The 23,563-nt window shown below is 62.2% G+C and carries 19 protein-coding genes and 2 pseudogenes; 4 read left to right on the top strand and 17 right to left on the bottom strand.

What is annotated here, in order from left to right; translation table 11 throughout:
- Positions 1 to 370: 370 nt before the first annotated feature.
- The 3 genes from M3484_RS20190 to M3484_RS20180 all read right to left on the bottom strand — a co-directional run bounded on the left by M3484_RS20190 (position 371) and on the right by M3484_RS20180 (position 2,747).
- A complete protein-coding gene (locus M3484_RS20190; RefSeq protein ID WP_249498955.1) occupies positions 371 to 988 on the bottom strand; it encodes a DUF1190 domain-containing protein in 618 nt (205 codons plus the stop codon).
- A 22-nt stretch (positions 989 to 1,010) separates the two neighbouring features.
- Positions 1,011 to 2,255, bottom strand: a complete 1,245-nt coding sequence (locus M3484_RS20185; protein WP_249498954.1) for a glutathionylspermidine synthase family protein — start codon at positions 2,253 to 2,255, stop codon at positions 1,011 to 1,013.
- 138 nt (positions 2,256 to 2,393) lie between these two features.
- Positions 2,394 to 2,747, bottom strand: a complete 354-nt coding sequence (locus M3484_RS20180; RefSeq protein WP_198839162.1) for a cupin domain-containing protein — start codon at positions 2,745 to 2,747, stop codon at positions 2,394 to 2,396.
- Positions 2,748 to 2,934: 187 nt separating this feature from the next.
- Between M3484_RS20180 and M3484_RS20175 the strand changes: the two genes are divergently transcribed.
- On the top strand, positions 2,935 to 3,516 hold the full coding sequence (locus tag M3484_RS20175; RefSeq protein WP_249498953.1) for a GNAT family N-acetyltransferase: 582 nt from the start codon (positions 2,935 to 2,937) through the stop codon (positions 3,514 to 3,516).
- Positions 3,517 to 3,526: 10 nt separating this feature from the next.
- Here the strand turns inward: M3484_RS20175 and M3484_RS20170 are convergent, their stop codons facing one another.
- The 10 genes and pseudogenes from M3484_RS20170 to glpD all read right to left on the bottom strand — a co-directional run bounded on the left by M3484_RS20170 (position 3,527) and on the right by glpD (position 13,931).
- Positions 3,527 to 4,663 carry an iron-containing alcohol dehydrogenase gene (locus M3484_RS20170; RefSeq protein ID WP_249498952.1) on the bottom strand — a complete coding sequence of 379 codons (1,137 nt, stop codon included), beginning with the start codon at positions 4,661 to 4,663 and terminating at the stop codon, positions 3,527 to 3,529.
- Positions 4,660 to 6,147, bottom strand: a complete 1,488-nt coding sequence (gene glpK, locus M3484_RS20165) for a glycerol kinase GlpK (protein WP_249498951.1) — start codon at positions 6,145 to 6,147, stop codon at positions 4,660 to 4,662. The genes M3484_RS20170 and glpK overlap by 4 nt, the downstream gene beginning before the upstream one ends.
- Positions 6,148 to 6,214: 67 nt before the next feature.
- Positions 6,215 to 7,936, bottom strand: a complete 1,722-nt coding sequence (locus tag M3484_RS20160; protein WP_092903233.1) for an ABC transporter substrate-binding protein — start codon at positions 7,934 to 7,936, stop codon at positions 6,215 to 6,217.
- A 62-nt stretch (positions 7,937 to 7,998) separates the two neighbouring features.
- Positions 7,999 to 8,424 carry a DUF2160 domain-containing protein gene (locus M3484_RS20155; RefSeq protein ID WP_092903231.1) on the bottom strand — a complete coding sequence of 142 codons (426 nt, stop codon included), beginning with the start codon at positions 8,422 to 8,424 and terminating at the stop codon, positions 7,999 to 8,001.
- Positions 8,424 to 9,200: a carbohydrate ABC transporter permease gene (locus tag M3484_RS20150; RefSeq protein WP_502942492.1), complete on the bottom strand. Its 777-nt coding sequence runs from the start codon at positions 9,198 to 9,200 to the stop codon at positions 8,424 to 8,426. The genes M3484_RS20155 and M3484_RS20150 overlap by 1 nt, the downstream gene beginning before the upstream one ends.
- 26 nt (positions 9,201 to 9,226) lie before the next feature.
- Positions 9,227 to 9,919: pseudogene (locus M3484_RS20145) on the bottom strand (carbohydrate ABC transporter permease); the annotation flags it as partial.
- Between the two features lie 62 nt (positions 9,920 to 9,981).
- Positions 9,982 to 10,096 (bottom strand): annotated as a pseudogene (locus tag M3484_RS24065) (sugar ABC transporter permease); the annotation flags it as partial.
- Complete coding sequence (locus tag M3484_RS20140) at positions 10,096 to 11,178, bottom strand: ABC transporter ATP-binding protein (RefSeq protein ID WP_249498949.1); 1,083 nt, start codon at positions 11,176 to 11,178, stop codon at positions 10,096 to 10,098. The pseudogene M3484_RS24065 and the gene M3484_RS20140, both read right to left, overlap by 1 nt.
- A gap of 2 nt (positions 11,179 to 11,180) precedes the next feature.
- On the bottom strand, positions 11,181 to 12,269 hold the full coding sequence (locus tag M3484_RS20135; protein ID WP_249498948.1) for an ABC transporter ATP-binding protein: 1,089 nt from the start codon (positions 12,267 to 12,269) through the stop codon (positions 11,181 to 11,183).
- A gap of 63 nt (positions 12,270 to 12,332) precedes the next feature.
- Positions 12,333 to 13,931 carry a glycerol-3-phosphate dehydrogenase gene (gene glpD / locus M3484_RS20130; RefSeq protein ID WP_249498947.1) on the bottom strand — a complete coding sequence of 533 codons (1,599 nt, stop codon included), beginning with the start codon at positions 13,929 to 13,931 and terminating at the stop codon, positions 12,333 to 12,335.
- 269 nt (positions 13,932 to 14,200) lie between these two features.
- Between glpD and M3484_RS20125 the strand changes: the two genes are divergently transcribed.
- On the top strand, positions 14,201 to 14,983 hold the full coding sequence (locus M3484_RS20125) for a DeoR/GlpR family DNA-binding transcription regulator (protein ID WP_249498959.1): 783 nt from the start codon (positions 14,201 to 14,203) through the stop codon (positions 14,981 to 14,983).
- A gap of 235 nt (positions 14,984 to 15,218) precedes the next feature.
- Here M3484_RS20125 and M3484_RS20120 read toward each other — a convergent pair whose 3' ends face one another.
- The 4 genes from M3484_RS20120 to M3484_RS20105 form a co-directional block, all read right to left on the bottom strand.
- Positions 15,219 to 16,124: a LysR substrate-binding domain-containing protein gene (locus tag M3484_RS20120; protein WP_249498946.1), complete on the bottom strand. Its 906-nt coding sequence runs from the start codon at positions 16,122 to 16,124 to the stop codon at positions 15,219 to 15,221.
- Positions 16,125 to 16,138: 14 nt separating this feature from the next.
- Entirely contained in the window at positions 16,139 to 17,704 is a 1,566-nt protein-coding gene (gene ahpF / locus M3484_RS20115; RefSeq protein ID WP_249498945.1) for an alkyl hydroperoxide reductase subunit F, read from the bottom strand.
- An 85-nt stretch (positions 17,705 to 17,789) separates the two neighbouring features.
- The gene (gene ahpC, locus M3484_RS20110; protein WP_249498944.1) at positions 17,790 to 18,353 is read right to left on the bottom strand and encodes an alkyl hydroperoxide reductase subunit C; all 564 of its coding nucleotides are present in this window, start codon (positions 18,351 to 18,353) and stop codon (positions 17,790 to 17,792) included.
- 552 nt (positions 18,354 to 18,905) lie between these two features.
- Positions 18,906 to 19,343, bottom strand: a complete 438-nt coding sequence (locus M3484_RS20105) for a winged helix-turn-helix transcriptional regulator (protein WP_249498943.1) — start codon at positions 19,341 to 19,343, stop codon at positions 18,906 to 18,908.
- A 108-nt stretch (positions 19,344 to 19,451) separates the two neighbouring features.
- Between M3484_RS20105 and M3484_RS20100 the strand changes: the two genes are divergently transcribed.
- Together M3484_RS20100 and M3484_RS20095 are read left to right on the top strand one after the other, a co-directional pair.
- Positions 19,452 to 20,714 (top strand): MFS transporter, encoded by a 1,263-nt coding sequence (locus M3484_RS20100; protein WP_502942490.1) that lies wholly within the window; start codon positions 19,452 to 19,454, stop codon positions 20,712 to 20,714.
- A 173-nt stretch (positions 20,715 to 20,887) separates the two neighbouring features.
- On the top strand, positions 20,888 to 23,488 hold the full coding sequence (locus M3484_RS20095; RefSeq protein ID WP_249498941.1) for a hybrid sensor histidine kinase/response regulator: 2,601 nt from the start codon (positions 20,888 to 20,890) through the stop codon (positions 23,486 to 23,488).
- The last annotated feature ends 75 nt before the right edge of the window (positions 23,489 to 23,563 follow it).

Genomic DNA, 23,563 nt, shown 5'->3' with positions numbered 1-23,563 from the left:
CAGAAAAATGCACTTCATGACGTTTTTTTGTCAGGAGACCAATAAAATAAGGCCTCTCAGCAAAAGCCTGCCAAAGAGCCAGACAACCTTATCCCCAGACCCAAACCCAAAATGGGGATAACATCATGGAATCAATGCCCCGCACCAAGAATCGCAACGATGATTCCGCCAGAAGCACCTGGATTTTCCGCACACCCCCCGGAGTCGCGTCCCTCTCCCCGCAGAAGCAGAGCATTTCCCTCTGCGCGCGACCTACGCGCATGGTCGTCACAGGTCAGCACCTTCGCCCCACCACCTTTGCGCAAATGAAAAAGGCCCGGCAAACGCCGGGCCACATATTTGCCGCATGACAGGGAACTGCGCCTGTGCCTCAGCCGCCGGCGGAGCTGCCACTGCTGGCCCCGAAACCGCCACGAGACTGCGCGGTGGCTTTGGTCATCGGCGGCTTTCCAACGGTGGTGGGCGGCCGGGTGAACTGGCTCGCCGGGAGCTTTGCCTTGCCGGAATTCGAGGAATAGGCCGAGGTTCCCGCCGCATTGGCGAATTTGCCATCCGATGTCTTATAAAGCGGCTGCGCCGCCGCGACGCCACGCTGACCGCCCAGCATATTGCCGATCAGATAGCCCATCATCAGCGGCATGAAGATCGACCCCGACCCGCCTGACTGCACCTGTTGTTCATTGCCGCAGGCGCCCGCGCCATGCTCTGCCTCACAGGTTTGCAGACTGTCATAGCGTGGCGCGGTTTCGACATGCAGCACCTCGGCCTCGGCGAAAGCGGCGTCGCAATCTGCGCCTGAGAACATGCCGCCCAGTGATGCCGCTTCTTTACAGCTTTTCAGATCCGGGAAGGCCTGGGCATCGACCTCGTCTTCGGTACAGGCCGCAAGCGCGAAGCTCGCCGCCCCGAGGATCGCCAGCGCGACGTGACGCGAGCGTTTTCTGGTCGCCCTGATGACCGGAGCTGTGACCGGAGCGGATTTTTGCATGTCTAAGCCTTTCGGGGTCAATTCAGTCGCGAATGAAATGCGGTTTGAACCGCGACAGGTCCTGGGTGATGCGGGAGCGATCCTCGCGGATCCCGATGCCCGCAGCGGTCTGCCCGACCACCCAGGCGCCGATCACCGGGCGAAAGCCGTCAAAGACCGGCAGCGGGTGCAGGGCCTGGATGATGCGCGGATGCTGGTCATAGCGGCGCGCCGCTGCGGTCTCGGTCGCGCGCCCTTCTTCGTAGATATCGACCGAGGCGCCTTCGCGGGAGAAAAGCGGCTTGCGCACATAGCCCTGGGCGAGCTGCGCCTCGGCGCGACTGAGGCTCGCACTGACAGCGGGCGGAATGGCGCCGCGTGCAGATCCGGCTACGGCCCCGGGCAGATCCTGCGAAATATCCGCCTCGAAAAACGCGGGCAGCAGGTTCGGATGGCCTTCGAACATCTGCCACAGGACCGGAAGCAGGCCCTTATTCGACAAAACGGCCTTCCAGGCCGGTTCCAGCAGCATCGCGCCCGAGCCGGCAATATGCGCCGCATAATCGTCGCGCAGCAGATCTTCCCAGGGGTAGAGCTTGAACAGCGTCCCGATCACCCGGTCCTCGGCATCGATGAACTGGCCGTCAGACGAAAGGCCGATCTTGTCCAGATCGCTGTAATGCGCACCAAGCCCCGCCTCACGCGCAGCCCAGCCCATGGTTTCGACCGTGGCGTAATCTTCGGGATTGCCGCCCATGGCGGTGAAATGCAGATCCGTGCCTTGTGCGAATAATTCGCGAAAGCGATCAACCAGCGCCTCATGGATGCTGTTGAACTGGTCATCGCCCTCGCGCAGCACCCCGGCCGCAAGCTGATCTTCCAGCCAGGTCCACTGGAATGACGCACTCTCATAGAGCGAAGTCGGCGTATCCGCGTTATATTCCAGCAGTTTCGCCGGGCCGTTGCCATCATAGACCAGATCGAAGCGGCCATAGATCTCTGGCTCATTGCGGCGCCAGCTGTCTGCGACCAGATCCCAATACGCGCGCGGGATCGCCAGGCGCTCCATCAGCTCTTCGCTGGCGATGATCTGACCTGCGGCTTCGCGACACATGGCATGAAGCGCGGTCGCGGGATCTTCCAGATCCTCTTCGATCTGGCCAAGCGTAAAGCCATAGGCCGAGCTTTCATCCCAATAGGGCTCGCCATGCATATCGGCAAAGGTAAAGCCGAGCTCTGCGGCTTTGTCGCGCCAGTCTGGCCGCTCTGGCAGGGTGATTTTCTGCATTCTGTCCCCGTCCCGAAAAAAGGCAAGGGCAGAGATAGAGCAATCACCCGCGAAGTCCAGCCGCCCATGCGGTCCGGCCTGCGAAGGATAGTCTGCCGGAGGGTGAGTTCAGCCCCCCGGCAAAGACTGGATCAGGGTTTACTTCAGCCGGATGGCGAAATGTTTGCGCACCGGCTCTTCGACGGTCCAGGTGCCTTTGAACGTCGCCTCCACCGCGAAAGCATCACCCGGCCCGACCGTGACAGGGGTACCGCCATCGGGGGTGATGGTGATGCGGCCTTCGATCAGGTGAACGAATTCATAGAACTGGTAGCTTGCATGCCAGGTTCCGGTCGTTGCCTCCCAGGTGCCCGAGATCACATTACCGTCCAGCGAGGTATGCTGGATCCAGTAGCGCATGGTCGGATTGCCCTCGACCTTGACCCAGCCCTCCAGATCGGTGGTGATGGGCTCGGGTCCGGGCGCGGGGAAGCGGAATACCGTGATGCTCATGTCTGTCCTCGGAATGATGATTCAGATCTCGGCAATCTTGGTAGGCCGCCGCCGCCCGTCGCGCAAGCCGCGAGGGCCGGGCAGGCGGCGGATCCGGCGTACAACACCCGATGGGGCTGGTAAGCGCGCGACAGATCGTCAAAGACTGCACATCAGAGCCGCGCAAAGGCAGGAACGGGACAGAGCCATGGAAATCCGCAAAGCAAGGGCAGATGACGCCGCGCATCTGGTGCGTTTCATCAATATGGCAGCCGATGATCTGCCATTGCATTTCTGGCGCAAATCCGTGGGCCCGAATGGCGACCCCTGGGCGCTCGGGCAGGAACGTGCCGCACGTGAGACCGGGAATTTCTCTTATTCCAATGCATGGCTCGCAGAGGCTGACGGTGCCGTCGCGGCCTGCCTGCTGGGCTATGCGGCCGAGACCGAGCCCGGCCCGATTGCCCCCGATATGCCGCCGATCTTTGTGCCGCTGCTGGAACTTGAGGCGCTGGCACCCGGCTCCTGGTATCTGAATGTGCTGGCCTCTTATCCCGAATTTCGCGGCAAAGGTCTTGGCAGCGCCTTGCTGGCACAGGCCGAGATCATTGCGGCGGCGGCAGGTCATGACAGCATCAGCCTTATCGCCGCCGACACGCATCTGGACGCGCTGCGCCTCTATACGGCCAGGGGCTACCGCCAGATCGCCAGCCGCCCCGTTATCCGGGATGACTGGGACGTCGCAGCGCAAGAATGGCGTCTTTTCACGAAACCGATCGGCAAGGGCTGATCCCGGGCCTTCACCCGGCCTCTGCCAGGATCACTTCAAGATCTGCGGCGCTCAGCGCGACCGGATTTCCTCTGAAGGACGAGCTTTGCATCGACGCCCTGGCCACATCGGCAAAACTCGCCGGCGCAAGGCCCTGATCCCGCAGGCCGGCAAGCCCGGCCGCACGCGCCCAGACGGACAGCGCACGCGGCGCCTCGTCGCCGCAAACCCCCAGCCCCTCGCCAAGAATATCGCAGACGGTGGCAAGTCGCGCGGCGGTCTCACCGGTCGCGCGCGCCCGGTTTGCCGCAAGCACCGGGCCAAGCAAGACGCCACAGATCGCACCATGTGCCGCCGGTGTCACACCGCCGATCACGCCTGCCAGGCCATGCACCGCGCCAAGCCCGCCATTGGCCAGCGCGATGCCGCCGGTAAGGCTGACCCAGGACATTTCATCGCGCGCATCTTTGTTTTCGCCGCGCATCAGGCTTTGCAATGCGGCAAGCCCCCTTGGGATAGCGGGTAGGGTCAGCGCATCGGTGAAAGGCGTGGCCCGGTTCGAGACATAAGGCTCGATCACCTGGGCAAGCGCATCAAGGCCCGAGGCCAGCGTCACATTGCGCGGGCACTGATCGGTCAGCGCAGGATCGACCAGCGCGAGGCGCGGCAGCATCCGGTCATCGCGCAGCGAGACCTTGCGTCCATGTTCGGGCAGGCCGATCACCGCGTTTTTCGTCGCCTCGGCCCCGGTGCCGGAGGTAGAGGGCAAAGCGACACAAGGCAGCGGGGGCACGCTGAGGGGCAAGGCGCGACCCACAACCTCGAGATGGTCCATCGCGCCGCCGGGCGCCGGGATCAGGGCCGCCAGCGCCTTGGCCATGTCGATCACCGCACCACCCCCGAGACCCACAACCACATCCGGGGCAAATCCCGCAACACCGCGCAGCGCCGCTTCGAGCATCGGAAGCGTCGGCTCACTGCCGCAAGAGACGCAGTGTAAAGTGCAATCCTGCAATGCCGTTCTCAGCCAGGCGGCGCGTGCGGGATCCTGGCCATGAACCAGCAGCACGCGGCGGCCAAAGGCACGGATCAGCGCGGGCGCCTGTGCCGCCTCGCCACGGCCAAACAGGATCCGGCCAGGCAAAGCGACGTTGAAACTGCCGGTCATGCCGCAGCCATTGTGGCGGCCACGGCTTTTTTCCAGGCGGCATATTTCTGATCGCGCAAGCCGGGCTCCATTCGGGGGGTGAAACGCTTTTCCAGCGCCCAGCTTTTCGCGAAATCTTCCGGCGCAGGCAAGAGCCCGGCCTGGAAACCGGCAAGGTAGGCCGCGCCGAGCGCCGTGGTTTCTGTCACTTCGGGGCGGTCGACAGGGGCGCCGAGGATATCCGAGAGAAACTGCATTGCGCCCTCGCTTGCTGACATGCCGCCATCAACGCGCAAAACGCCATCCGCATCGGTCCCCCAGTCGGCACGCATCGCCTCCAGCAGGTCGCGCGTCTGGTAGCCCACGCTTTGCAGGGCGGCGCGGGCGAATTCGGCGGGGCCGGAATTGCGGGTCAGCCCGTAAATCGCGCCCCGGCAATCGGGCCGCCAGTAAGGCGCGCCAAGCCCGGTGAAAGCGGGTACCAGGATAACCTCCTGCGCCGGATCGGCGGCCTCAGAAAGAGCCTGCGTCTCGGAAGCGGCGCGGATGATCTGCAAGCCATCACGCAGCCACTGCACCACCGCCCCCGCGATGAAAATCGAGCCCTCCAGCGCATAGGTGGACTCGCCCTTCAGCCGGTAGGCGATGGTTGTCAGGAGCCGGTTCTTCGAAGGCACCATCTGCGCTCCGGTGTTAAGAAGCGCGAAACAGCCGGTGCCATAGGTCGATTTCATCATACCGGGCTGGAAACAGGCCTGACCGACTGTGGCTGCCTGCTGATCCCCTGCCACACCAAGGATGGGGATCTCACGCCCCAACAGATCCGCACGGGTCATGCCAAAATCCGCGGCGCAATCCTTTACCTCGGGAAGAAGGGCGGCCGGAATATCAAGCAGCGTCAGGATCTCTGCATCCCAGCGGTTTTCCACGATATTGAACAGCATGGTGCGGGCGGCATTGGTGGCATCCGTCGCATGGACGCGCCCGCCGGTCAGGTTCCAGATCAGCCAGCTGTCGACGGTGCCAAAGGCCAGCTCGCCTTTTTCCGCCCGCGCCCGGGCACCCGGAATCGTATCGAGCAGATATTTCAGCTTGGTTCCCGAGAAATAGGGATCCAGCAACAGGCCGGTTTTCGCCGTGATCATGGCCTCGTGCCCTGCCTCACGCAGCGCGTCGCAGATCTGCGCCGTTCGGCGGTCCTGCCAGACGATGGCATTGTGCAGCGGCTGGCCGGTGGCACGGTCCCATAAAAGGGTGGTCTCGCGCTGATTGGTGATGCCGATGGCGGCGACGTCGCTGGCCAGGATACCTGCGCGCTCGATAACGGCACGCATCGCGGCAGCGATGGTCGCCCAGAGATCGGCCGGATCATGTTCCACCCAGCCAGGCTGCTGATAATGCTGGGGAAATTCTTCCTGCGCCTGGGCGACGGGCTTCAGGTTCCGGTCAAAAAGAATGGCTCTCGATGAGGTCGTGCCCTGATCAATGGCAAGAATATGGGTCATCGCGCGGGCCTCTTCATTGCTTAGAAAAATCGGGCGAGCCCTTTTGGCCCGCCCGATCCCGGTCAGCTTACTGCCAGGACTTGATCAGCTCGTCATAGCTGATGGTTTCCGGCGTCGGATCTTCATTGTCGAGTTTTGCCACCGGCGCGCCTTCTTTCGCAAGCCATTCTGCCGGATCGGATTCCTCGTTCAGTTTCGGACCGATATCGCCCTGGACGCCCGAACGTTCGAGACGTGCCATCACGCTTTCCTGCTCGGCGCAAAGAGCGTCGAGGGCCTCTTGCGGGGTTTTCGCGCCCGACATGGCATCCCCGATATGCTGCCACCAGAGCTGTGCCAGACGCGGATAGTCCGGCACGTTGGTACCGGTGGGCGTCCATTGCACGCGGGCGGGCGAGCGGTAGAACTCGACCAGACCACCAAGCGCGGGCGAGCGCTCGGTGAAGCTCTTGTCCTGGATGGTGCTTTCGCGGATGAAGGTCAGGCCGACATGGCTTTTCTTCACATCGACGGTTTTCGAGGTCACGAACTGCGCATAGAGCCAGGCGGCCTGGGCGCGGTCGACCGGGGTCGATTTCATCAGGGTCCAGGAGCCGACATCCTGATAGCCAAGCTTGGTGCCCTCGGTCCAGTACGCCCCGCGCGGGCTGGGAGCCATGCGCCATTTCGGCGTGCCGTCATCATTCATCACGGCGGTGCCGGGCTTCAGCATATCGGCGGTAAAGGTGGTGTACCAGAACATCTGCTGGGCGATATTGCCCTGCGCGGGAACCGGACCTGCCTCGCCGAAGGTCATACCCTGGGCTTCGGGTGGCGTGAATTTGTTCAGCCATTCGATCGCCTTGGTGACAGCATAGACCGCTGCCGCGTCATTGGTCGCGCCACCGCGCGCCACGCAAGACCCGACAGGGCGCGAGTTTTCATCGACCCGGATGCCCCATTCATCGACCGGCAGACCGTTCGGATCGCCTTTGTCGCCGCCCCCGGCCATTGAGAACCAGGCGTCTGTGTAGCGCCAGCCAAGGCTCGGGTCTTTCTTCCCGTAATCCATATTGCCGAACACGCCCGAAGCCGGCCCGCCCATATAGGACATATCGCGCCCGGTGAAGAATTCGGCGATATCCTCATAGGCCGACCAGTTCAGCGGCACACCCAGATCATAGCCATATTTCTCTTTGAAATCGGCTTTGGTTTTCTCGTCATTGAACCAGTCATAGCGGAACCAGTAGAGATTCGCGAATTGCTGGTCGGGCAGCTGGTAAAGCTCTCCATCCGGCGCGGTGGTGAATTTCAGCCCGATGAAGTCATTCAGATCAAGGCCCGGATTGGTGTAATCCTTGCCCTCATTCGCCATCCATTCGGTCAGGCTCCGCGCCTGCTGATAGCGCCAATGCGTGCCGATCAGGTCGGAATCGTTGACATAGCCGTCATAGATATTCTCGCCGGTCTGCATCTGGGTCTGCAGCTTCTCAACCACATCGCCCTCGCCGATCAGGTCATGGGTGACCTTGATCCCGGTGATCGCGGTAAAGGCCGGGGCCAGCACTTTACTCTCGTATTCATGGGTGGTGATGGTTTCCGAGACGACCTTGATTTCCATACCCTTATGGGGGGCGGCCGCGTCGATGAACCATTGCATCTCGGCCTCCTGGTCGGCGCGGGTCAGCGAGGAGAGATCGCCGATTTCCGCGTCGAGGAACTTTTTCGCCGCCTCCATATCAGCCCAGGCGGGCGCGCCAAAGACCATCAGCGCAAGCGCCATGGCGGTGGTGGTATGCTTCAACCTCATGTTCTCCTCCCTGAGAAACTTTGTTGAAAGAGCCCGCCCGGGTGATCCCGGTCCGGGAAGTGTCAGACCCAGCGAAAGACCGCTGCGCCGTAAAAAAGACAGATGATGAGCGCCCCCCACACCGGGGGCCCTGCGAAAAACAGCCAGCCGAGGCAGATGAAAGCCGAGCCGAGCAAGGTAATGAAAAGACGGTCGCCGCGCGTGGTCTCGATGCGCAAAATGCCCTTGCGCGGCGTTTCGGGAAACCGGATGGCAAGAATGGTAAAGGTGACCAGCACTGTCGCGATGCACCAGAAGAAGAAGGCGACAGGAAAGCTCCAGGCCATCCAGCCGCGCGGGATCATCGGGTCGGTCCAGGCCTTGCCGTCACTTCCCGAAGGTGTGGCCCAGATCAGGAAGGCCAATGCGCAACCAAGGATCACGGCAGCGGTCAGGGTGATCAGGGTCCAGTTGGGGCGGGCCGCAGTGCCCGTTTCGGCAGTGGTCATCACACCCTCCCCAGGGCGAAGCCCTTGGCGATATAATTGCGGACGAAGTAAATCACCAGGGCGCCCGGCACGATGGTCAGCACGCCCGCCGCCGCCAGCACGCCCCAATCCATCCCCGAGGCCGAGACTGTGCGCGTCATGATCGCGGCGATGGGCTTTGCGTTAACGGCGGTCAGGGTGCGCGACAGCAAAAGCTCGACCCAGGAGAACATGAAGCAGAAGAACGCCGCGACCCCGATGCCCGATGCGATCAGCGGCATGAAGATCTTCACGAAGAACCGCGGGAAGGAATAGCCGTCGATATAGGCGGTCTCGTCGATCTCTTTCGGGACACCGCGCATGAACCCCTCAAGGATCCAGACCGCCAGCGGCACGTTGAACAGGCAATGCGCCAGCGCGACCGCGATATGCGTGTCGAAAAGCCCCACGCTTGAATAAAGCTGGAAGAAGGGCAGCGCGAAAACGGCGGGCGGCGCCATGCGGTTGGTCAGCAGCCAGAAGAACAGATGCTTGTCGCCCATGAAATTATAGCGCGAGAAAGCATAGGCCGCCGGCAGCGCCACGGTGATCGAAATCACCGTATTCATCACCACATAGATGATCGAATTGACGTAACCCATATACCAGGAGGGGTCGGTCAGGATCACCGTGTAGTTCCGCAGCGTGAACTCATGCGGGAACAGGGTAAAGGCGCCGGTGATCTCGGTATTGGTCTTGAAGCTCATGTTCACAAGCCAGTAGATCGGCACCAGCAGGAACAGGAGGTAAAGCGCCATCACGATGGCGGAAGGTTTCACGCGCATCACTTCGCCTCCTTATCCATATTGGTCATCACGGTGTAGAACACCCATGAAACCAGCAGGATCACGAGGAAATACATCAGGCTGAAGGCCGCAGCCGGGCCAAGATCGAACTGCCCCACCGCCATTTTCACCAGATCAATCGACAGGAAGGTGGTCGAATTGCCCGGGCCGCCACCCGTCACGACGAAAGGCTCGGTATAGATCATGAAACTGTCCATGAACCGCAGCAGTATCGCGATCAGCAACACGCCCTGCATCTTCGGCAATTCGATATAGCGAAAGACCGACCAGCGGCTGGCCTGATCAATGCGGGCGGCCTGGTAATAGGCCTCGGGGATGGATTGCAGGCCCGCATAGCACAAAAGGGCTACCAGCGAGGTCCAGTGCCAGACATCCATCACGATCACGGTGGCCCAGGCATCGAACGGGTTGCTGGTGTAATTGTAATTGATGCCCAGGGCCGCCAGTCCGCGCCCCAGCAGGCCGATGTCAACGCGACCAAAGATCTGCCAGATGGTGCCGACCACATTGAACGGGATCAGCAAAGGCAGCGCCATCAGCACAAGGCAGAAAGACGCCCAGAAGCCCTTTTTCGGCATGTTCAGCGCGACGAAAATCCCCAGAGGCACCTCGATCGCGAGGATGATCGCCGAGAACATCACCTGGCGGCCAAGCGCGCCATGCAGGCGCTCGGAATGGATCATCTCGTCGAACCATTCCAGCCCGGCCCAGAAGAAATCATTGCTGCCGAAAGTATCGTTGAAGGCGTAGTTCACCACCGTCATCAGCGGGATCACCGCCGAAAAGGCGACAAGGATCAGAACCGGGATCACCAGAAACCACGCGCGGTTGTTTTGCGTCTTTTCCATCACGCGGCCCTCTCTGCAGGCGAGCGCGGTGCAACCCGCCAGTCATTCGCGTAGACGTTGATCCTTTGCGCAGCAAAACTGACGCGGGGGCTTGCGGGAACGCCGCCGCCCTCGGGCAGCACCATATTCAACGGCTTGCCCAGCACCTCGCCCCGGACCAGCCGGTGCCGTCCGACATCCTCGATCCGGTGGATGGTCAGGGCGAGGCCCTCAGCGCTGAGGCTGACATATTCCGGCCGGATGCCGATCTGGCCTGTGACCGGCGCATAATCAGCGCCAAGCGCGATCACCGTACCATCGCTGAGCGTGGCGCGATCCCCCGCGACCTGAGCCTCGAGGAAGTTCATCCCGGGCGAGCCGATGAAATAGCCGACAAAACTATGGGCCGGGGTCTCGAATAGTTCTTCCGGCGTGCCCATCTGCACCACGCGCCCGTCATACATGATCACCACCTTATCGGCGAAGGTCAGCGCCTCGGTCTGGTCATGGGTGACATAGATCATCGTATGGCCAAACTCGCGGTGCAGCTGCTTCAGCTGGGTGCGCAGTTCCCATTTCATATGCGGGTCGATGACGGTCAGCGGCTCGTCAAACAGGATCGCGTTGACATCCTCGCGCACCATGCCGCGGCCAAGGCTGATCTTCTGTTTAGCGTCAGCCGTCAGGCCCCGGGCCTTTCTCGACAGCATCGCCTCCATCCCGATCATCTGCGCGATATGGTCGACGCGGGCCTTGATATAGGCCGGGTCCATGCCGCGATTGCGCAGGGGGAAAGCAAGGTTATCGCGCACCGACATCGTGTCATAGACGACAGGGAACTGGAACACCTGGGCGATGTTGCGCTCCGCCGTGGCGGCGTCGGTCACGTCGAGATCTCCGAACAGCACCCGGCCATGACTGGGGCGCAAGAGGCCCGAAATGATGTTCAGAAGTGTGGTCTTGCCGCAGCCCGAGGACCCGAGCAACGCATAGGCGCCGCCATCCTGCCAGACATGGTCCATCTCCTTCAGCGCGTAATCCTTCTCGCTGGCGGGATTGGGCAGGTAGCTGTGGGCAAGGTTTTTCAGCGTGATCTGTGCCATGGTCAGGCGGCCCTCGCATAGGGCGCCGGCGCTGCCAGCCGCCCTTCCGCATCAAAGAGATAGACATGCGCCGGGTCGAGCCAGACCTCGATCTCGGCGCCCGGTGTCAGGGCATGCACCCCCTCGACCAGACCAACCCAGCGTTCGCCTTCATGGCCGAGATGGAGGAAGGTTTCCGAGCCAGTGATCTCGGTGACCGAGAGCTTTGTCCGGAAGGATACGGCACTTGCGGAAGGCCGGTGCAGGAACAGGTGATTGGCCCGGAACCCCGCCCTGTAGCGCCCGTCTGGCAGCGCGGCGAGACTCCCATCGGCGGGGGCGCTGGCCGTGCTGCCGAATTTCAGCCGCTGGCCTTCCTTCACCACGGCCAGGAAATTCATCGGCGGATCGCTGAAGACGCGGGCGGTGGTGGCATCGACCGGCTGGCGGTAAACCTCGGGTGTCGGGCCGAATTGCGTGACCCGTCCTTCCCAGAGGGTTGCGGTATTGCCGCCCAGCAAAAGCGCCTCTTCGGGTTCGGTGGTCGCATAGACAAAGATCGCGCCCGAAGCCTCGAAGATACGCGGGATCTCGACACGCAGCTCCTCGCGCAGCTTGTAGTCAAGATTGGCCAGCGGCTCGTCGAGCAGGACAAGACCCGCGTCCTTGACCAGTGCCCGCGCCAGCGCACAGCGCTGCTGCTGGCCGCCCGACAACTCCAGCGGTTTGCGCGTGAGCATCGGCGTCAGCCGCAGCATGGCGGCGGTTTCCTGCACCTTACGGTCAATCTCGGCTTTCGGGCGGCCAAGGATGCGCAAAGGCGAGGCAATATTCTCATAGACCGTCAGGCCCGGGTAATTGATGAATTGCTGATAGACCATCGCGACGCCGCGATCCTGGACACGCTGGCCCGTCACATCCTGGCCCTGCCAGAGGATCGCCCCGCCATCGGGCCGGTCAAGCCCGGCCATCAGCCGCATCAGGCTGGTCTTGCCCGAGAGTGTCGGCCCGAGAAGCACATTCATCGTGCCCTTCTGCAATGTCAGGCTGGTGGGGTGGATATGCACCCGCCCGTCCACCTGCCGCGACACGTTCTGCAGTTCCAGCGTCATCTGTCCTCCCCTCAGGCGCAGCCCTCGCATCCTCCAATGCCCGGGCACGCCGATTTCTCGCTCTCAGGCTGCCGGTATCTCCCGGTTCTGTGCCGCTTTGGCCATAAAGGCCTCCAGCGCCGTGATCTGGTCTTCGGTCATATGCAGCCCAAGCCGGGTGCGCCGCCAAAGGATGTCCGCCGCCTCGCGGGCATATTCGCGGGTGATCAGCCAGTTGACCTCGGCCCCGCTCAGTGTCGCGCCGAAATCCGGGCCCAGATCCTCCGGCCGGGTCGCCCCCGCCAGCAGGTCAGACGCCTCGGTGCCATAGGTGCGGATCAGGCGGGCGGCATGGGCCTGGGTCAGGAACGGAAATGCCGCTTTCAGCCGCGCCACCAGATCCGCCACCCCGTCATGCGGGAAATCGCCACCGGGGAGCGCCACCCGCGCCGTCCAGGCCGCACGGGCCTGCGGGAAAAACGGCGCGAGCTTTGCCAGCGCATTTTCCGCCAGCCGGCGATAGGTGGTGATCTTGCCGCCGAACACATTCAGAAGTGGCGGCGCCTTGTGGTCCGCCCCCGTATCGAGGCTCAATACATATTCCCGGGTCGCCGCCGTCGCCGATTTCGCGCCGTCATTGTAAAGCGGGCGCACTCCGGAATAGCTCCAGACCACATCATCCGTCGTGACCGGCTTTGCGAAATAGCGGCTGGCAAAGGCGCAAAGATAATCGCGTTCCTCATCGGTGCAGACCACTTCAGCCGGGCTGCCCTGATGATCCTTGTCGGTGGTGCCGATCAGGGTGAAATCGTCTTCATAGGGAATGGCGAAGATGATCCGCCCATCTGTGCCCTGGAAGAAATAGGCGCGGTCGTGATCATAGAGCTTGCGTGTCACGATATGGCTGCCGCGCACCAGCCGCACCCCTTCGGTCGAGGTGATATGGGCCACATCGCGGATCACCTCGCCCACCCAGGGGCCACCGGCATTGACCAGAGCCCGCGCCAGATGGGTCTCGCGCCCGTGCGGGCCTTCGGTGGTGATCTCCCAATGGGCGGCTGTCCGGTGCGCCGATATGACTTTCGTACGCGTCAGGATGCGCGCGCCCCGCGCCCCGGCATCGCGGGCATTCAGCACCACAAGGCGCGAATCCTGCACCCAGCAGTCGGAATATTCCCAGGCGCGACCAAAGCCCGGCTGCAGCCAGCGCCCCGCCGGATCCGTTTTCAGATCCAGCCTTCGCGTGCCCGGCAGGATCTTGCGCCCGCCCAGCGTGTCATAAAGGAAAAGCCCCAGCCGGATCAGCCAGGCAGGGCGACGCCCCTTCATCCAGGGCATCACTAACCCCAGAAGCCGCGAGGTCGGCGTGTCACTTTCGAACCGCATCCCCGGGCTGTAGGGCAGCACGAAGCGCATCGGCCAGCTGATATGGGGCATGGCGACCAGCAGGGTTTCGCGCTCCTGCAAGGCTTCGCGCACCAGATGGAATTCGAAATATTCCAGATAGCGCAGCCCGCCATGGAACATCTTGGTCGAGGCTGATGAGGTGCCCTGCGCCAGATCACCCTGTTCGGACAGCGTGACAGAAAGCCCGCGCCCCGCTGCGTCCCGCGCAATGCCGCACCCATTCACGCCGCCGCCGATGACAAAGAGATCGGTCATGTCTGCGGTCGTAGTCGACATCCTCTCTCCCTCAGCTCGAATTTCGCGCCCATCAACGAGTAGCAGCCAGATTTCACCGGTCAAGCATGCATTTTCGTTTTTGCGCGATTTTGCCATTAAAGAACATTAATTGCCGCGATGCGGCGTAAATGCTGCGTCTAAATTTTCGCTTTTCGCCGCCTCGCAGGCTTGCACGCGGGCTTGCCTTCCGTATTCTTCCGCATCACAACGGCAAAACGGCGGACAAAACCGCGCATGAAACGAACCCTTGCAGAAGGCGCGACTCCTTGGTGCTGAGCATCCGGCAAAACCAGATCGTAGAACTTGCCCGGGCCGAGGGCCGGGTTGTCGTTGAGGATCTGGCGCATCGTTTCGACGTGACCCTGCAGACCATCCGCCGCGACCTGACGGATCTGGCCGAGGCGGGGCTGCTTGACCGCGTCCATGGCGGGGCGGTGCCCCGTATGGGCATGGTCAATCTGGGCTATGAGGCGCGCCGCCGTCTGCATTCCGAGGCCAAGGCCGCGATCGCCACCGCCTGCGCCGCAGCGATCCCCGACAATTCCAGCCTGATCCTCAACCTTGGCACGACAACCGAAGCCGTGGCGCGCGCACTGATCCACCATTCGAATATCACGGTCATCACCAACAACATGAATGTTGCCAATATTCTCGCGGATAATCCGGGCTGCGAGATCATGGTAGCGGGGGGCGCGCTGCGCCGCTCAGATGGCGGCCTGGTGGGCGAACTTGCCACCCAGTTCATCGAACAGTTCAAGGTGGATTACGCGGTTATCGGCACATCGGCGCTGGATCTGGACGGCGACCTGCTGGATTATGACCTGGCCGAGGTGCGGGTCAGCCGGGCAATCCTGCGCCAGGCCCGGCAGGCATTTCTGGTCACAGATCACAGCAAGCTGGGCCGATCCGCACCGGCGCGGATCGCTTGTCTGGCTGAAATCGACACGCTGTTTACCGACCGGGCCTTGCCTGATGCTCTGCATGAAAAATGCGCCGGATGGCGGACCCATCTTCATATCTGTGAAGCGCCCCCCGTCCCTGCCAGCGCCTGACCAGCGCGGTGGCGTGACCGGTGAGACCACGCCCCGGTTTTTGGCCAGCGGGTGTTGGGAGGAGTACCCGCACCACATTGCGCAGGCAGCGACAGTTCCGGCTCAGACCGCGCGGACAGGGGCACGGGTGCCAGATCTCTGGCCACAAAGCGGAGGAAACCGCGGCGTGGCGCGATCCGGCCTGTTGTCACGCTGCGGCTGATGCTGACACAGAGCATCTGACCGGCAATTGCCCTCAGGCTGTTTCGTCGAGACGCAGCCCCTGCCCCCGCGCCGCATCAGCGATCAGGCCGCCAAGCGAATTCATCACCTCGATGCGGCTGTTGCTTTTGCGCCAGAACAATCCGATCCGCCGTACAAATCCGGGATCGGCAATGGCGATACAGCTGAGGCCATCGGTGCTGGTGCAGGCAAGTCTGGGCAAAAGCGTCATCCCCATGCCGGCAATCACCATCTGGCGCAGTGTCTCGAGACTGGTGCCACGAAAATCGTCGACCTCTTCCGCGCCTGACATGCGGCACAGATCAAGCGCCTGGTCCCGCAGACAATGGCCGCTCTCAAGCAGCATGAGGCGCTGCCCGGACATCTCCGCCGCCGAGATCCGTTCGCGCCCGGCCAGGGGGTGAGCCGCCGGCACCGCAAGGCGGAAGGGTTCCGAAAACAGGGACAGGCCGGTGAGGCCGGGCTCGGTCACCGGCAGCGCCAGCAAGGCGGCATCAAGCTGGCCATCCGCCAGCTGCCGGATCAGCAGGCTGCTTTTGGCCTCCTGCAAGATCAGCTCTGTCCTGGGAAAACGGGCAACGAAAGCGGGAACCAGGCAGGGCAGGAAATAGGGGCCAAGCGTCGGAAATACGCCAAGCCGCAGCCTCTGCGCCCCGCCTTTGGCGCGGCTGGCCGAAATATCCCGGATATGGCCGATCTCTGCCAGGGCGCGGCGGGCATGGGCAAGCACTTCACGCCCCGCATCGGTGATCAGCAGATTGCGCGGCGCGCGTTCAAAAAGATCAAATCCCAGCATTTCCTCGAGCTTGCGGATCTGGCCCGAAAGGGTCGGCTGGCTGACATGACAGGTCTCGGCCGCGCGATGGAAATTGCGGTGATCCGCAAGGGCCACCAGGTATTCCAGATCGCGCAGCTTCATCCCATTCGCTCCGTTCAGGCCGCCTTTTCGGCGACCGGCAGACGTATGAGGTGATCAAAGGCCGCGAGCCCGGCCCTTGCGCCTTCGCCCATGGCGATGACGATCTGCTTATAGGGCGCGGTAGTGCAGTCGCCGGCGGCAAAGACCCCTGGCAGCGAGGTTGCGCCATGGGCATCGACCACAATCTCGCCGCGCGGGCTGAGCGTCAGCGTGGATTTCAGCCAGTCTGTATTCGGCATCAGCCCGATTTGCACGAAGATCCCCTCCAGCGCGATCTCACGGATCTCGCCGCTCCGGCGGTCTTCACAGGCAAGGCCCGTGACCCTGCTGCCATCGCCTTTGACCTCGGTGGTGCGGGTCTCGGTCAGGATGGTGACGTTTTTCAGGCTGCGAAGCTTGCGCTGCAACACGTCGTCGGCGCGCAGGGCTTTGTCGAATTCGATCAGGGTCACATGGGTCACAAGACCGGCGAGATCAATCGCCGCCTCGGCGCCGGAGTTGCCACCGCCAATCACCGCAACGCGCTTGCCCTTGAACAAAGGCCCGTCACAATGCGGGCAGAAGGTGACGCCCTTTGCCAGATATTGCTCTTCGCCAGGCACGCCCATTTTGCGCCAGCGCGCCCCAGTCGACAGGATCACCGATGTCGCGTTCAGCGCGGCGCCCGAGGCCAGGGTAACCCGATAGCCCCCCGGTACCTCTTCCAGTCTGGTGGCCACCTGGGTGTTGAAAATATCGACCTCATATTCGCGGACATGTGTTTCCAGGGCACGCGCGAGCTGCGGTCCTTCGGTATGCGGGACCGAAATCAGGTTCTCGATCGACATCGTATCGAGCACCTGGCCGCCAAAGCGTTCTGCGACAACGCCCGTGCGGATCCCCTTGCGTGCGGCATAGATCGCCGCCGCCGCACCTGCCGGGCCTCCGCCGACCACCAGCACCTCATAAGGCGCCTGGGCCGAGATGCTCTCTGCCGCGCGGCTCACCGCACCGGTATCAATCTTTGCCAGGATCTGTTCGGCATCCATCCGGCCCGCGCCGAACAATTCACCATTGAGAAAGATCGTCGGAACCGACATCACCTGCCGTGCGTCAACCTCTGCCTGGAAGAGCGCGCCGTCGATGGCGACATGCTCGATCCCGGGGTTCAGCACCGCCATCAGGTTCAGCGCCTGCACCACATCGGGGCAGTTCTGGCAGGAGAGCGAGAAATAGGTCTCAAAGCGGAACCGGCCCTTCAGCGCCCGGATCTGGTCCTGGATCGCCTGTTCGACCTTTGCCGGATAGCCACCGGTCTGCAAAAGCGCCAGTACCAGCGAGGTGAATTCATGCCCCATCGGCAGGCCCGCAAAAGTCAGGCTGATATCCTGGCCAGGCGAAGACAATGCGAAAGACGGCACCCGCGCCGCATCCGCGCCTTCGGTGACAGTGATCTTATCCGAGAGGCCGCGAATATCGGCGATCAGCGCCAGCATATCTCTCGATTTTGCGTCTTCCCCCGCGAAAGTGGTGATCTCGACCGGGCGCATAAGGCGTTCCAGATAGCCCTTCAGCTGGGTTTTCATAGCGGCGTCGAGCATCGGATCAATCTTTCAGGCAGGGTCAGCAGAAGGTCCCGGGGGCGAGGGGACACCCCCGGGGGAGACAGGATCAGCGGCGCGCGCCTCAGATCTTGCCAACGAGATCCAGCGAAGGGGCAAGGGTGTCATCACCTTCCTGCCATTTGGCCGGGCAGACCTCGCCCGGATGGGCGCGGACATATTGCGCAGCCTTGATTTTGCGCAGCAGATCCCCGGCGTCGCGGCCGATGCCTTCGGCGGTGATCTCAAAAGCCTGGATCACACCATCGGGGTCGACGATGAAGGTTGCACGGTCTGCGAGGCCTTCAGCTTCGCGCAGCACGCCGAAATTGCGGCTCAGCTGATGGGTCGGGTCGCCGATCATGGTGTAGTTGATCTTGCCGATCGTGTCCGAGCTGTCATGCCAGGCCTTATGCGTGAAATGCGTATCGGTCGAGACCGAGAACACTTCGACGCCGCGGCTTTGCAATTCAGCATAGTGATCGGCGACATCGCCCAATTCGGTCGGGCAGACAAAGGTGAAATCGGCCGGGTAGAAAAAGAACACCGACCATTGGCCGACAGCATCCGATTCGGTCACCTCGATGAATTTGCCCTGCCGGAAAGCCTGTGCTTTGAAGGGGAGGATCTTGCTGTTGATGATGGCCATGGTCAGCTCCTTGCAGAATTCCGGACCCCTTTAGGATGCAGGCGCAGCAATGACAAATCGATCAATGGAGCAGTTTCGATAGGTGCGGCCTATCAATCGGGTGAAAGAGCGACAACCGTCTGTATAATAAAGCGAATAATCCAGGTCCCCTGCCCGACACGCCGCCAGGCGCGGAGCGCCAGACCAGGGGAAGGCGCAGAGCGCAGAAAGCGCCAGCTGCTGGCGCAGCCGGCATGGGGGAGCGGAATGAGGCGCGAAAGCGGTATCTGGCAGCGCGACATTTCGGAACGCTGGCAGGATCAGCGCTTTGCTCTGTTATTATCGGAACTATCCGCAGATCCAGCCACTGGCTTAACAGGCTGCTGAACAAATCTGCCGTGCGGAACGGTTTCCTTTGCGCAGGGTTTGATGCGGCACGCGCCGTGACCTGTCATAGCCGGGGTGCCGGGCAGGTCTGCCGTCGATGGCGGAGGGCCGGGACTTCCCGGCCCGGATGATCAGGCCGTCATACGACCGCAGCAGGAACGCGTGGTTGACGCGGCCGAGGCTGGTTTACTGCACCCGCGTCTCTTTCCATCCGACAGCCCGCCCATTTTCCGCATGCAGCTGCAGACGAGTGACCGGAACGCCGGTTTCGATATCCACCAGTGAAGATCTTGCTTCGCCCGGGTGGTAAAGATGGTCTTCACCCCATTGGCGGAGCGCAACGATCACCAGAAACAGGCCGCGCCCTTTCTCCGTCAGGACATATTCCCGATATGCGGTGCCGTCAGAGGCAGGCGCCATTTCCAGGATGCCGCGTTCAGTCAGATCGCGCAGCCGTGTTGCCAGCACCCCCCTGGCAATGCCGAGGCCGGTCTGAAACTCGCTGAACCGCCTTACACCGTGGAAGGCATCGCGGATGATGAGCAGTGACCACCAGTCGCCGATCACATCGAGAGACCGCGCCACCGGACAACCGGAATTCCACAGGCTGACCCGTTTCACCATCGCAGCCGACCTCCATCATTGCGAATTTGGTTCTAAAATAGAACTGGATTACTGCTCGCACAAGTAGTTCTGAATTGAGACCAGAATGAAGTTGCAAGCAGGATCACCATGCAGCACGAAAGCAGCACCCCGCACGGCAAGGATGGCAGCTTGTCGAGGATCATCGCCCTGGTCTTCGCCATCGCCGCCGGTCTCAGCGTCGCCAACATCTATTTCGCTCAGCCCCTGCTTGAGGCGATGGCGCAGGATTTCGGGATCGCGCCGGCCGCGATCGGCCTTGTGGTGACATTGACGCAGCTGGGTTACGGGCTGGGCCTGATCTTCATCGTGCCGATGGGCGACCTGGTTGACCGCCGGAAGCTTGTCGTCGGACAGGGCTTGCTGTCCGTTGTCGCGCTGATCGCCGTCGGCACCGCAAAGACCGAAGCGATCCTCTTTGCCGGCATGGCCGCAGTCGGATTGTTCGCCGTAATGGTTCAGGTGCTGGTGTCCTTCGCGGCGACGCTCGCCACGCCCGCCGAACGTGGCAAGGCTGTTGGAATGGTAACGAGCGGTGTGGTGATCGGCATCCTTGGCGCGCGCTTCTTCGCAGGTATGCTCGCCGACTTCGCCGGTTGGCGGGCGGTCTATCTGACCTCGGCGGGCCTCACACTGGCGATGGCCGGACTGCTTTGGCGCGTCCTCCCGCGCAATCTGCCGCCGGAAAGCCCTGACAGCTACGCAGCGGCTTTGCGCTCCATCGCCCTTCTGTTCCTGGCGGATCGCGTGGTTTTGGGTCGCGGCATACTCGCCTTGCTTATCTTTGCAGCGTTCAGCACCTTCTGGACCGCGCTGGTGCTGCCGCTCAGCGCTGCGCCATTCGGCTATTCCCACACCCAGATCGGCCTGTTCGGACTGGTCGGCATGGCGGGGGCCATTGCTGCAACGGGCGCGGGCAGGCTTGCGGATCGCGGTCTCGGTCAATGGACGACAGGCCTCTCGCTCACGCTCCTGCTGGTGTCATGGGGGCTGATCGCAATGCTGCCGATCTCAATTCCCGCCCTGTTGATTGGTGTCGTGGTGCTGGACCTCGCAGTACAGGCCGTCCATGTCACCAATCAGAGCATCATTTTCGACCGGCATCCGCAGGCGCGCAGCCGGCTCGTCGGCGGATATATGGCATTCTACTCTCTCGGCAGCGCCATCGGAGCCATCGCAGTAACGACGGCCTACGCATATGCCGGCTGGGGCGGGGTTTCGGCACTGGGGGCGGCATTCAGCGCGGCAGCCTTGCTCGGATGGGTTTTCACACGCCGTCTTCCTGTCGGCTTTGTCGATGCGTCAGGCCACGGCGAACCTGCTCATCCGGTCGATGCCGATGAACAAATATAGTCTTTCGTCGGGAGAACGCCCCCCGGAGCCTTGCCTTATCCTTACATGCAAAAAAGAGGATCGCATCATCAAACCCTGAGATCAGAAAACCATCGGTTCAAGAGCCACTTTGACATCCTGGACGGCACAGGCGCATGCTCCAGGAGCATCACGCAGGCAATATGGAGGGGCCAATGACAGCAATCGCGCTGCCACGCACGGTCAGGGCCAAGCTTCTGATCGCGATTGCCGCGATGCTGACACTGATGCTGGGCTCCGGCATTCTGGCCATCAGCGGGCTCAATCGTACCGGCAGCGCGCTGACCTCGCTCAGTGAAGAGCGGCTTCCGGATATCCTCTCGGCGACAAGGCTCGCGCAGCAAAGCACGGCCCTGGCGGCACTTGCCCCTTTTGTCAGCTCTGTCGAGGTGATGAATCAACTCGAGGCCGAAACGGTGCGGATCGATGGGATGATCCGCGATCTTGGTCTGCTGGTGGCGGATCTGCCCGACAGCGCATCCTTCGCCGGAGAGGCCGGGCAGCGGGTGCGCGATCTTGCCAGGGGCCTGTCGCAGGCGATAGGGCAATTGTTGGAGGCCAGCCGCAAGACACTGGAATTGCGGGCGGAAATGGTTGAGCTGCAGTATGGATTTGAACGCCATAGCGAGGCGCAGGAGGCTCTGGTTGCCGCAATCTGGACCAGTCCGAGGCTACTTTTCGCTGAGGCGGTCGAGATTATCCTTGTTGCAAGGATTGCCGATGGCAGCTGGCAGCTCGATCAGCTGGAAGCGCGGTTCCAGACGGTAAGGGCCGGCCTGGCTGCAGCCGAATTGCCGGCGCGCGCAGCGTGGATACCGCGCTTTCTGGATCAGCAGAACAGCCTTTTCAATCTGCGCCGCAGTGAATTGCAATCGCAGCAGCGGGTCCGCTTTCTGCTGGCTTCGATCCATACCTTATCTGCAGATATGGGCGCCGAGGTGGCCAGGATCATCGCGACAACCTCAGCCGCTGCCCAGACGCAAAGCGAGGCGCTGAGCGCGACGCTGGAACGAACCAAGCGCAATATCACAATTCTGGGGGTGATCGCCCTGGCTGCAGCCGCCCTCACGGCGCTTTACATCCTGACGGATCTGGCACGGAACCTTGATGCCGTCACCCGGGCGATGTCGCGGCTGGCAGCAGGCGACCGCAGCGCCGGCATCCCCGGCCTGCAACGCAATGACGAACTCGGCAGCCTCGCCCGTGCCGCCAGTGTCTTTAAGGATGCCAGTTTCGAGCGCGAGCGTCTGGCGGAACAGGTGATCAAGGGCAATCGTCTCGTCGAGGCGACCTTCACCAATATGAGCGATGGCATTTCGGTCTTTGACCGCGATCAACGCCTGATCTCGTGGAACCCGCGCTTTCTGACGATGACCGGCCTTGCCGCCGACAGCATCCGCCATGGCACTGGATTTGGCGCCATTGCCGATCAGCTGCGCGCCGCGGATGTGACGCTGCACGGGCTCCATGGTGGCCAGGTAACGCATCTGGAAACGGCGAATACGCGCAGCAGCACCATGGCCTCATATGAGATGCATCACCCGGATGGGCGCGTGATCGAAATCCGCAGCCAGCCGATGCCCGAGGGCGGCTTTGTCACCGTCTATATGGATCAGACCGACCGCCGCCGCATCGAACGCCAGCTGCACCAGGCGCAGCGGATGGAGGCCGTGGGACAGCTGACAGGTGGCATCGCCCATGATTTCAACAACTTCCTTGCGGCAATCAGCGGCAATCTCCAGATGTTGCAGGATCGGCTCTTTGACGACCCCGAATTGTCACAACGCATTCTGCGAGCGCTGGATGCGACGGAACGCGCGGCATCCGTGACCGAACGCCTGCTCGCTTTCTCGCGTCAGCAGGCCTTGCGGCCGGTGCTGACCAGAGTTGATGAGCTGATGTTCAACCTTCTGGAACTCCTGGGGTATCGGCTCGCACCCACGGTCGAGATCCGGGCAGAGATCGCCCCGGACCTGCCCGCCATTGTGGTGGATCCGGGGCAATTGGAAAGTGCAGTGCTGAACCTTTTGTTCAACGCTCGCGATGCTTTGCCCGAGGGCGGCACCGTGACCCTCAGCGCCGCGCTGCAGGAGGGCGCGCTGTCTTTGATGGTCGCCGATCAGGGCATCGGCATGTCGCAAGCGGTGCTCGCGCGGATCTATGAGCCGTTCTTCACCACCAAAAGCAACGGGCGCGGCTCGGGCCTTGGGCTGAGCATGGTCTATGGCTTTATCGCCCAGTCCGGCGGCGAAATCTCGGTCGAAAGCCAACCGGGCGCAGGCACCAGGGTCAGGATCCGGCTGCCGCTGCCCGAGGATCTTTCGCCTTCCGCTACGTTCGACGCGCTGGCTGAGACGTCAGAACCTGGCCAGGGGCAGCATATTCTGCTGGTCGAAGATGACCCGCTGGTGCGAGAGACGGTGGCCGATATCTTACTCTCTCTCGGCTACCAGGTTCGGAAGGTGCCGGACGCCCGCTCGGCCCGGGAAGCGCTTGCGCAGAGCAAATATGACCTGCTCCTGACCGATGTTCTGCTGCCCGAAGGCCTGACCGGCTTAGATGTGGCACGCGACGCCGCGACCTTGCAGCCCGGACTGCCGGTGCTGTTCACCTCGGGCTATATGCAGGTCGAAGGCGCGGGCGCGCTTCATTTGCCAGAAGGCGCCAGATTGCTGCGCAAACCCTACCGAAAAAGTGAGTTGGCCCGGGCAATCAGCTCATCTCTGCATCCCCCGACAGATGGCGCAGCAGCCTGACGCACTGCCCTGATGTTTCTGCATTACTTCACCGGAATTTGTGATCACGGCCAGTTTTCACAGACAGATTCTGCG

The organism is Pseudomonas sp. GX19020, assembly GCF_023371075.1.
Lineage (GTDB): Bacteria > Pseudomonadota > Alphaproteobacteria > Rhodobacterales > Rhodobacteraceae > Pseudogemmobacter.
This window is presented reverse-complemented; position numbering and strand designations above follow the sequence as displayed.

Bases quoted from the DNA above. Each gene is read 5' to 3' on its own strand.
- M3484_RS20185 (WP_249498954.1), bottom strand. From the start codon at position 2,255: ATGCAGAAAATCACCCTGCCAGAGCGGCCAGACTGGCGCGACAAAGCC.
- ahpC (WP_249498944.1), bottom strand. From the start codon at position 18,353: ATGGCCATCATCAACAGCAAGATCCTCCCCTTCAAAGCACAGGCTTTC.
- M3484_RS20175 (WP_249498953.1), top strand. From the start codon at position 2,935: ATGGAAATCCGCAAAGCAAGGGCAGATGACGCCGCGCATCTGGTGCGT.
- M3484_RS20155 (WP_092903231.1), bottom strand. From the start codon at position 8,424: ATGACCACTGCCGAAACGGGCACTGCGGCCCGCCCCAACTGGACCCTG.
- M3484_RS20150 (WP_502942492.1), bottom strand. From the start codon at position 9,200: ATGGCGCTTTACCTCCTGTTCCTGCTGGTGCCGATCTACTGGCTTGTG.
- ahpF (WP_249498945.1), bottom strand. From the start codon at position 17,704: ATGCTCGACGCCGCTATGAAAACCCAGCTGAAGGGCTATCTGGAACGC.
- M3484_RS20120 (WP_249498946.1), bottom strand. From the start codon at position 16,124: ATGAAGCTGCGCGATCTGGAATACCTGGTGGCCCTTGCGGATCACCGC.
- M3484_RS20190 (WP_249498955.1), bottom strand. From the start codon at position 988: ATGCAAAAATCCGCTCCGGTCACAGCTCCGGTCATCAGGGCGACCAGA.
- M3484_RS20135 (WP_249498948.1), bottom strand. From the start codon at position 12,269: ATGACGCTGGAACTGCAGAACGTGTCGCGGCAGGTGGACGGGCGGGTG.
- glpK (WP_249498951.1), bottom strand. From the start codon at position 6,147: ATGACCCATATTCTTGCCATTGATCAGGGCACGACCTCATCGAGAGCC.
- M3484_RS20100 (WP_502942490.1), top strand. From the start codon at position 19,452: ATGCAGCACGAAAGCAGCACCCCGCACGGCAAGGATGGCAGCTTGTCG.
- M3484_RS20160 (WP_092903233.1), bottom strand. From the start codon at position 7,936: ATGAGGTTGAAGCATACCACCACCGCCATGGCGCTTGCGCTGATGGTC.
- glpD (WP_249498947.1), bottom strand. From the start codon at position 13,931: ATGTCGACTACGACCGCAGACATGACCGATCTCTTTGTCATCGGCGGC.
- M3484_RS20140 (WP_249498949.1), bottom strand. From the start codon at position 11,178: ATGGCACAGATCACGCTGAAAAACCTTGCCCACAGCTACCTGCCCAAT.
- M3484_RS20180 (WP_198839162.1), bottom strand. From the start codon at position 2,747: ATGAGCATCACGGTATTCCGCTTCCCCGCGCCCGGACCCGAGCCCATC.
- M3484_RS20170 (WP_249498952.1), bottom strand. From the start codon at position 4,663: ATGACCGGCAGTTTCAACGTCGCTTTGCCTGGCCGGATCCTGTTTGGC.
- M3484_RS20105 (WP_249498943.1), bottom strand. From the start codon at position 19,343: ATGGTGAAACGGGTCAGCCTGTGGAATTCCGGTTGTCCGGTGGCGCGG.
- M3484_RS20095 (WP_249498941.1), top strand. From the start codon at position 20,888: ATGACAGCAATCGCGCTGCCACGCACGGTCAGGGCCAAGCTTCTGATC.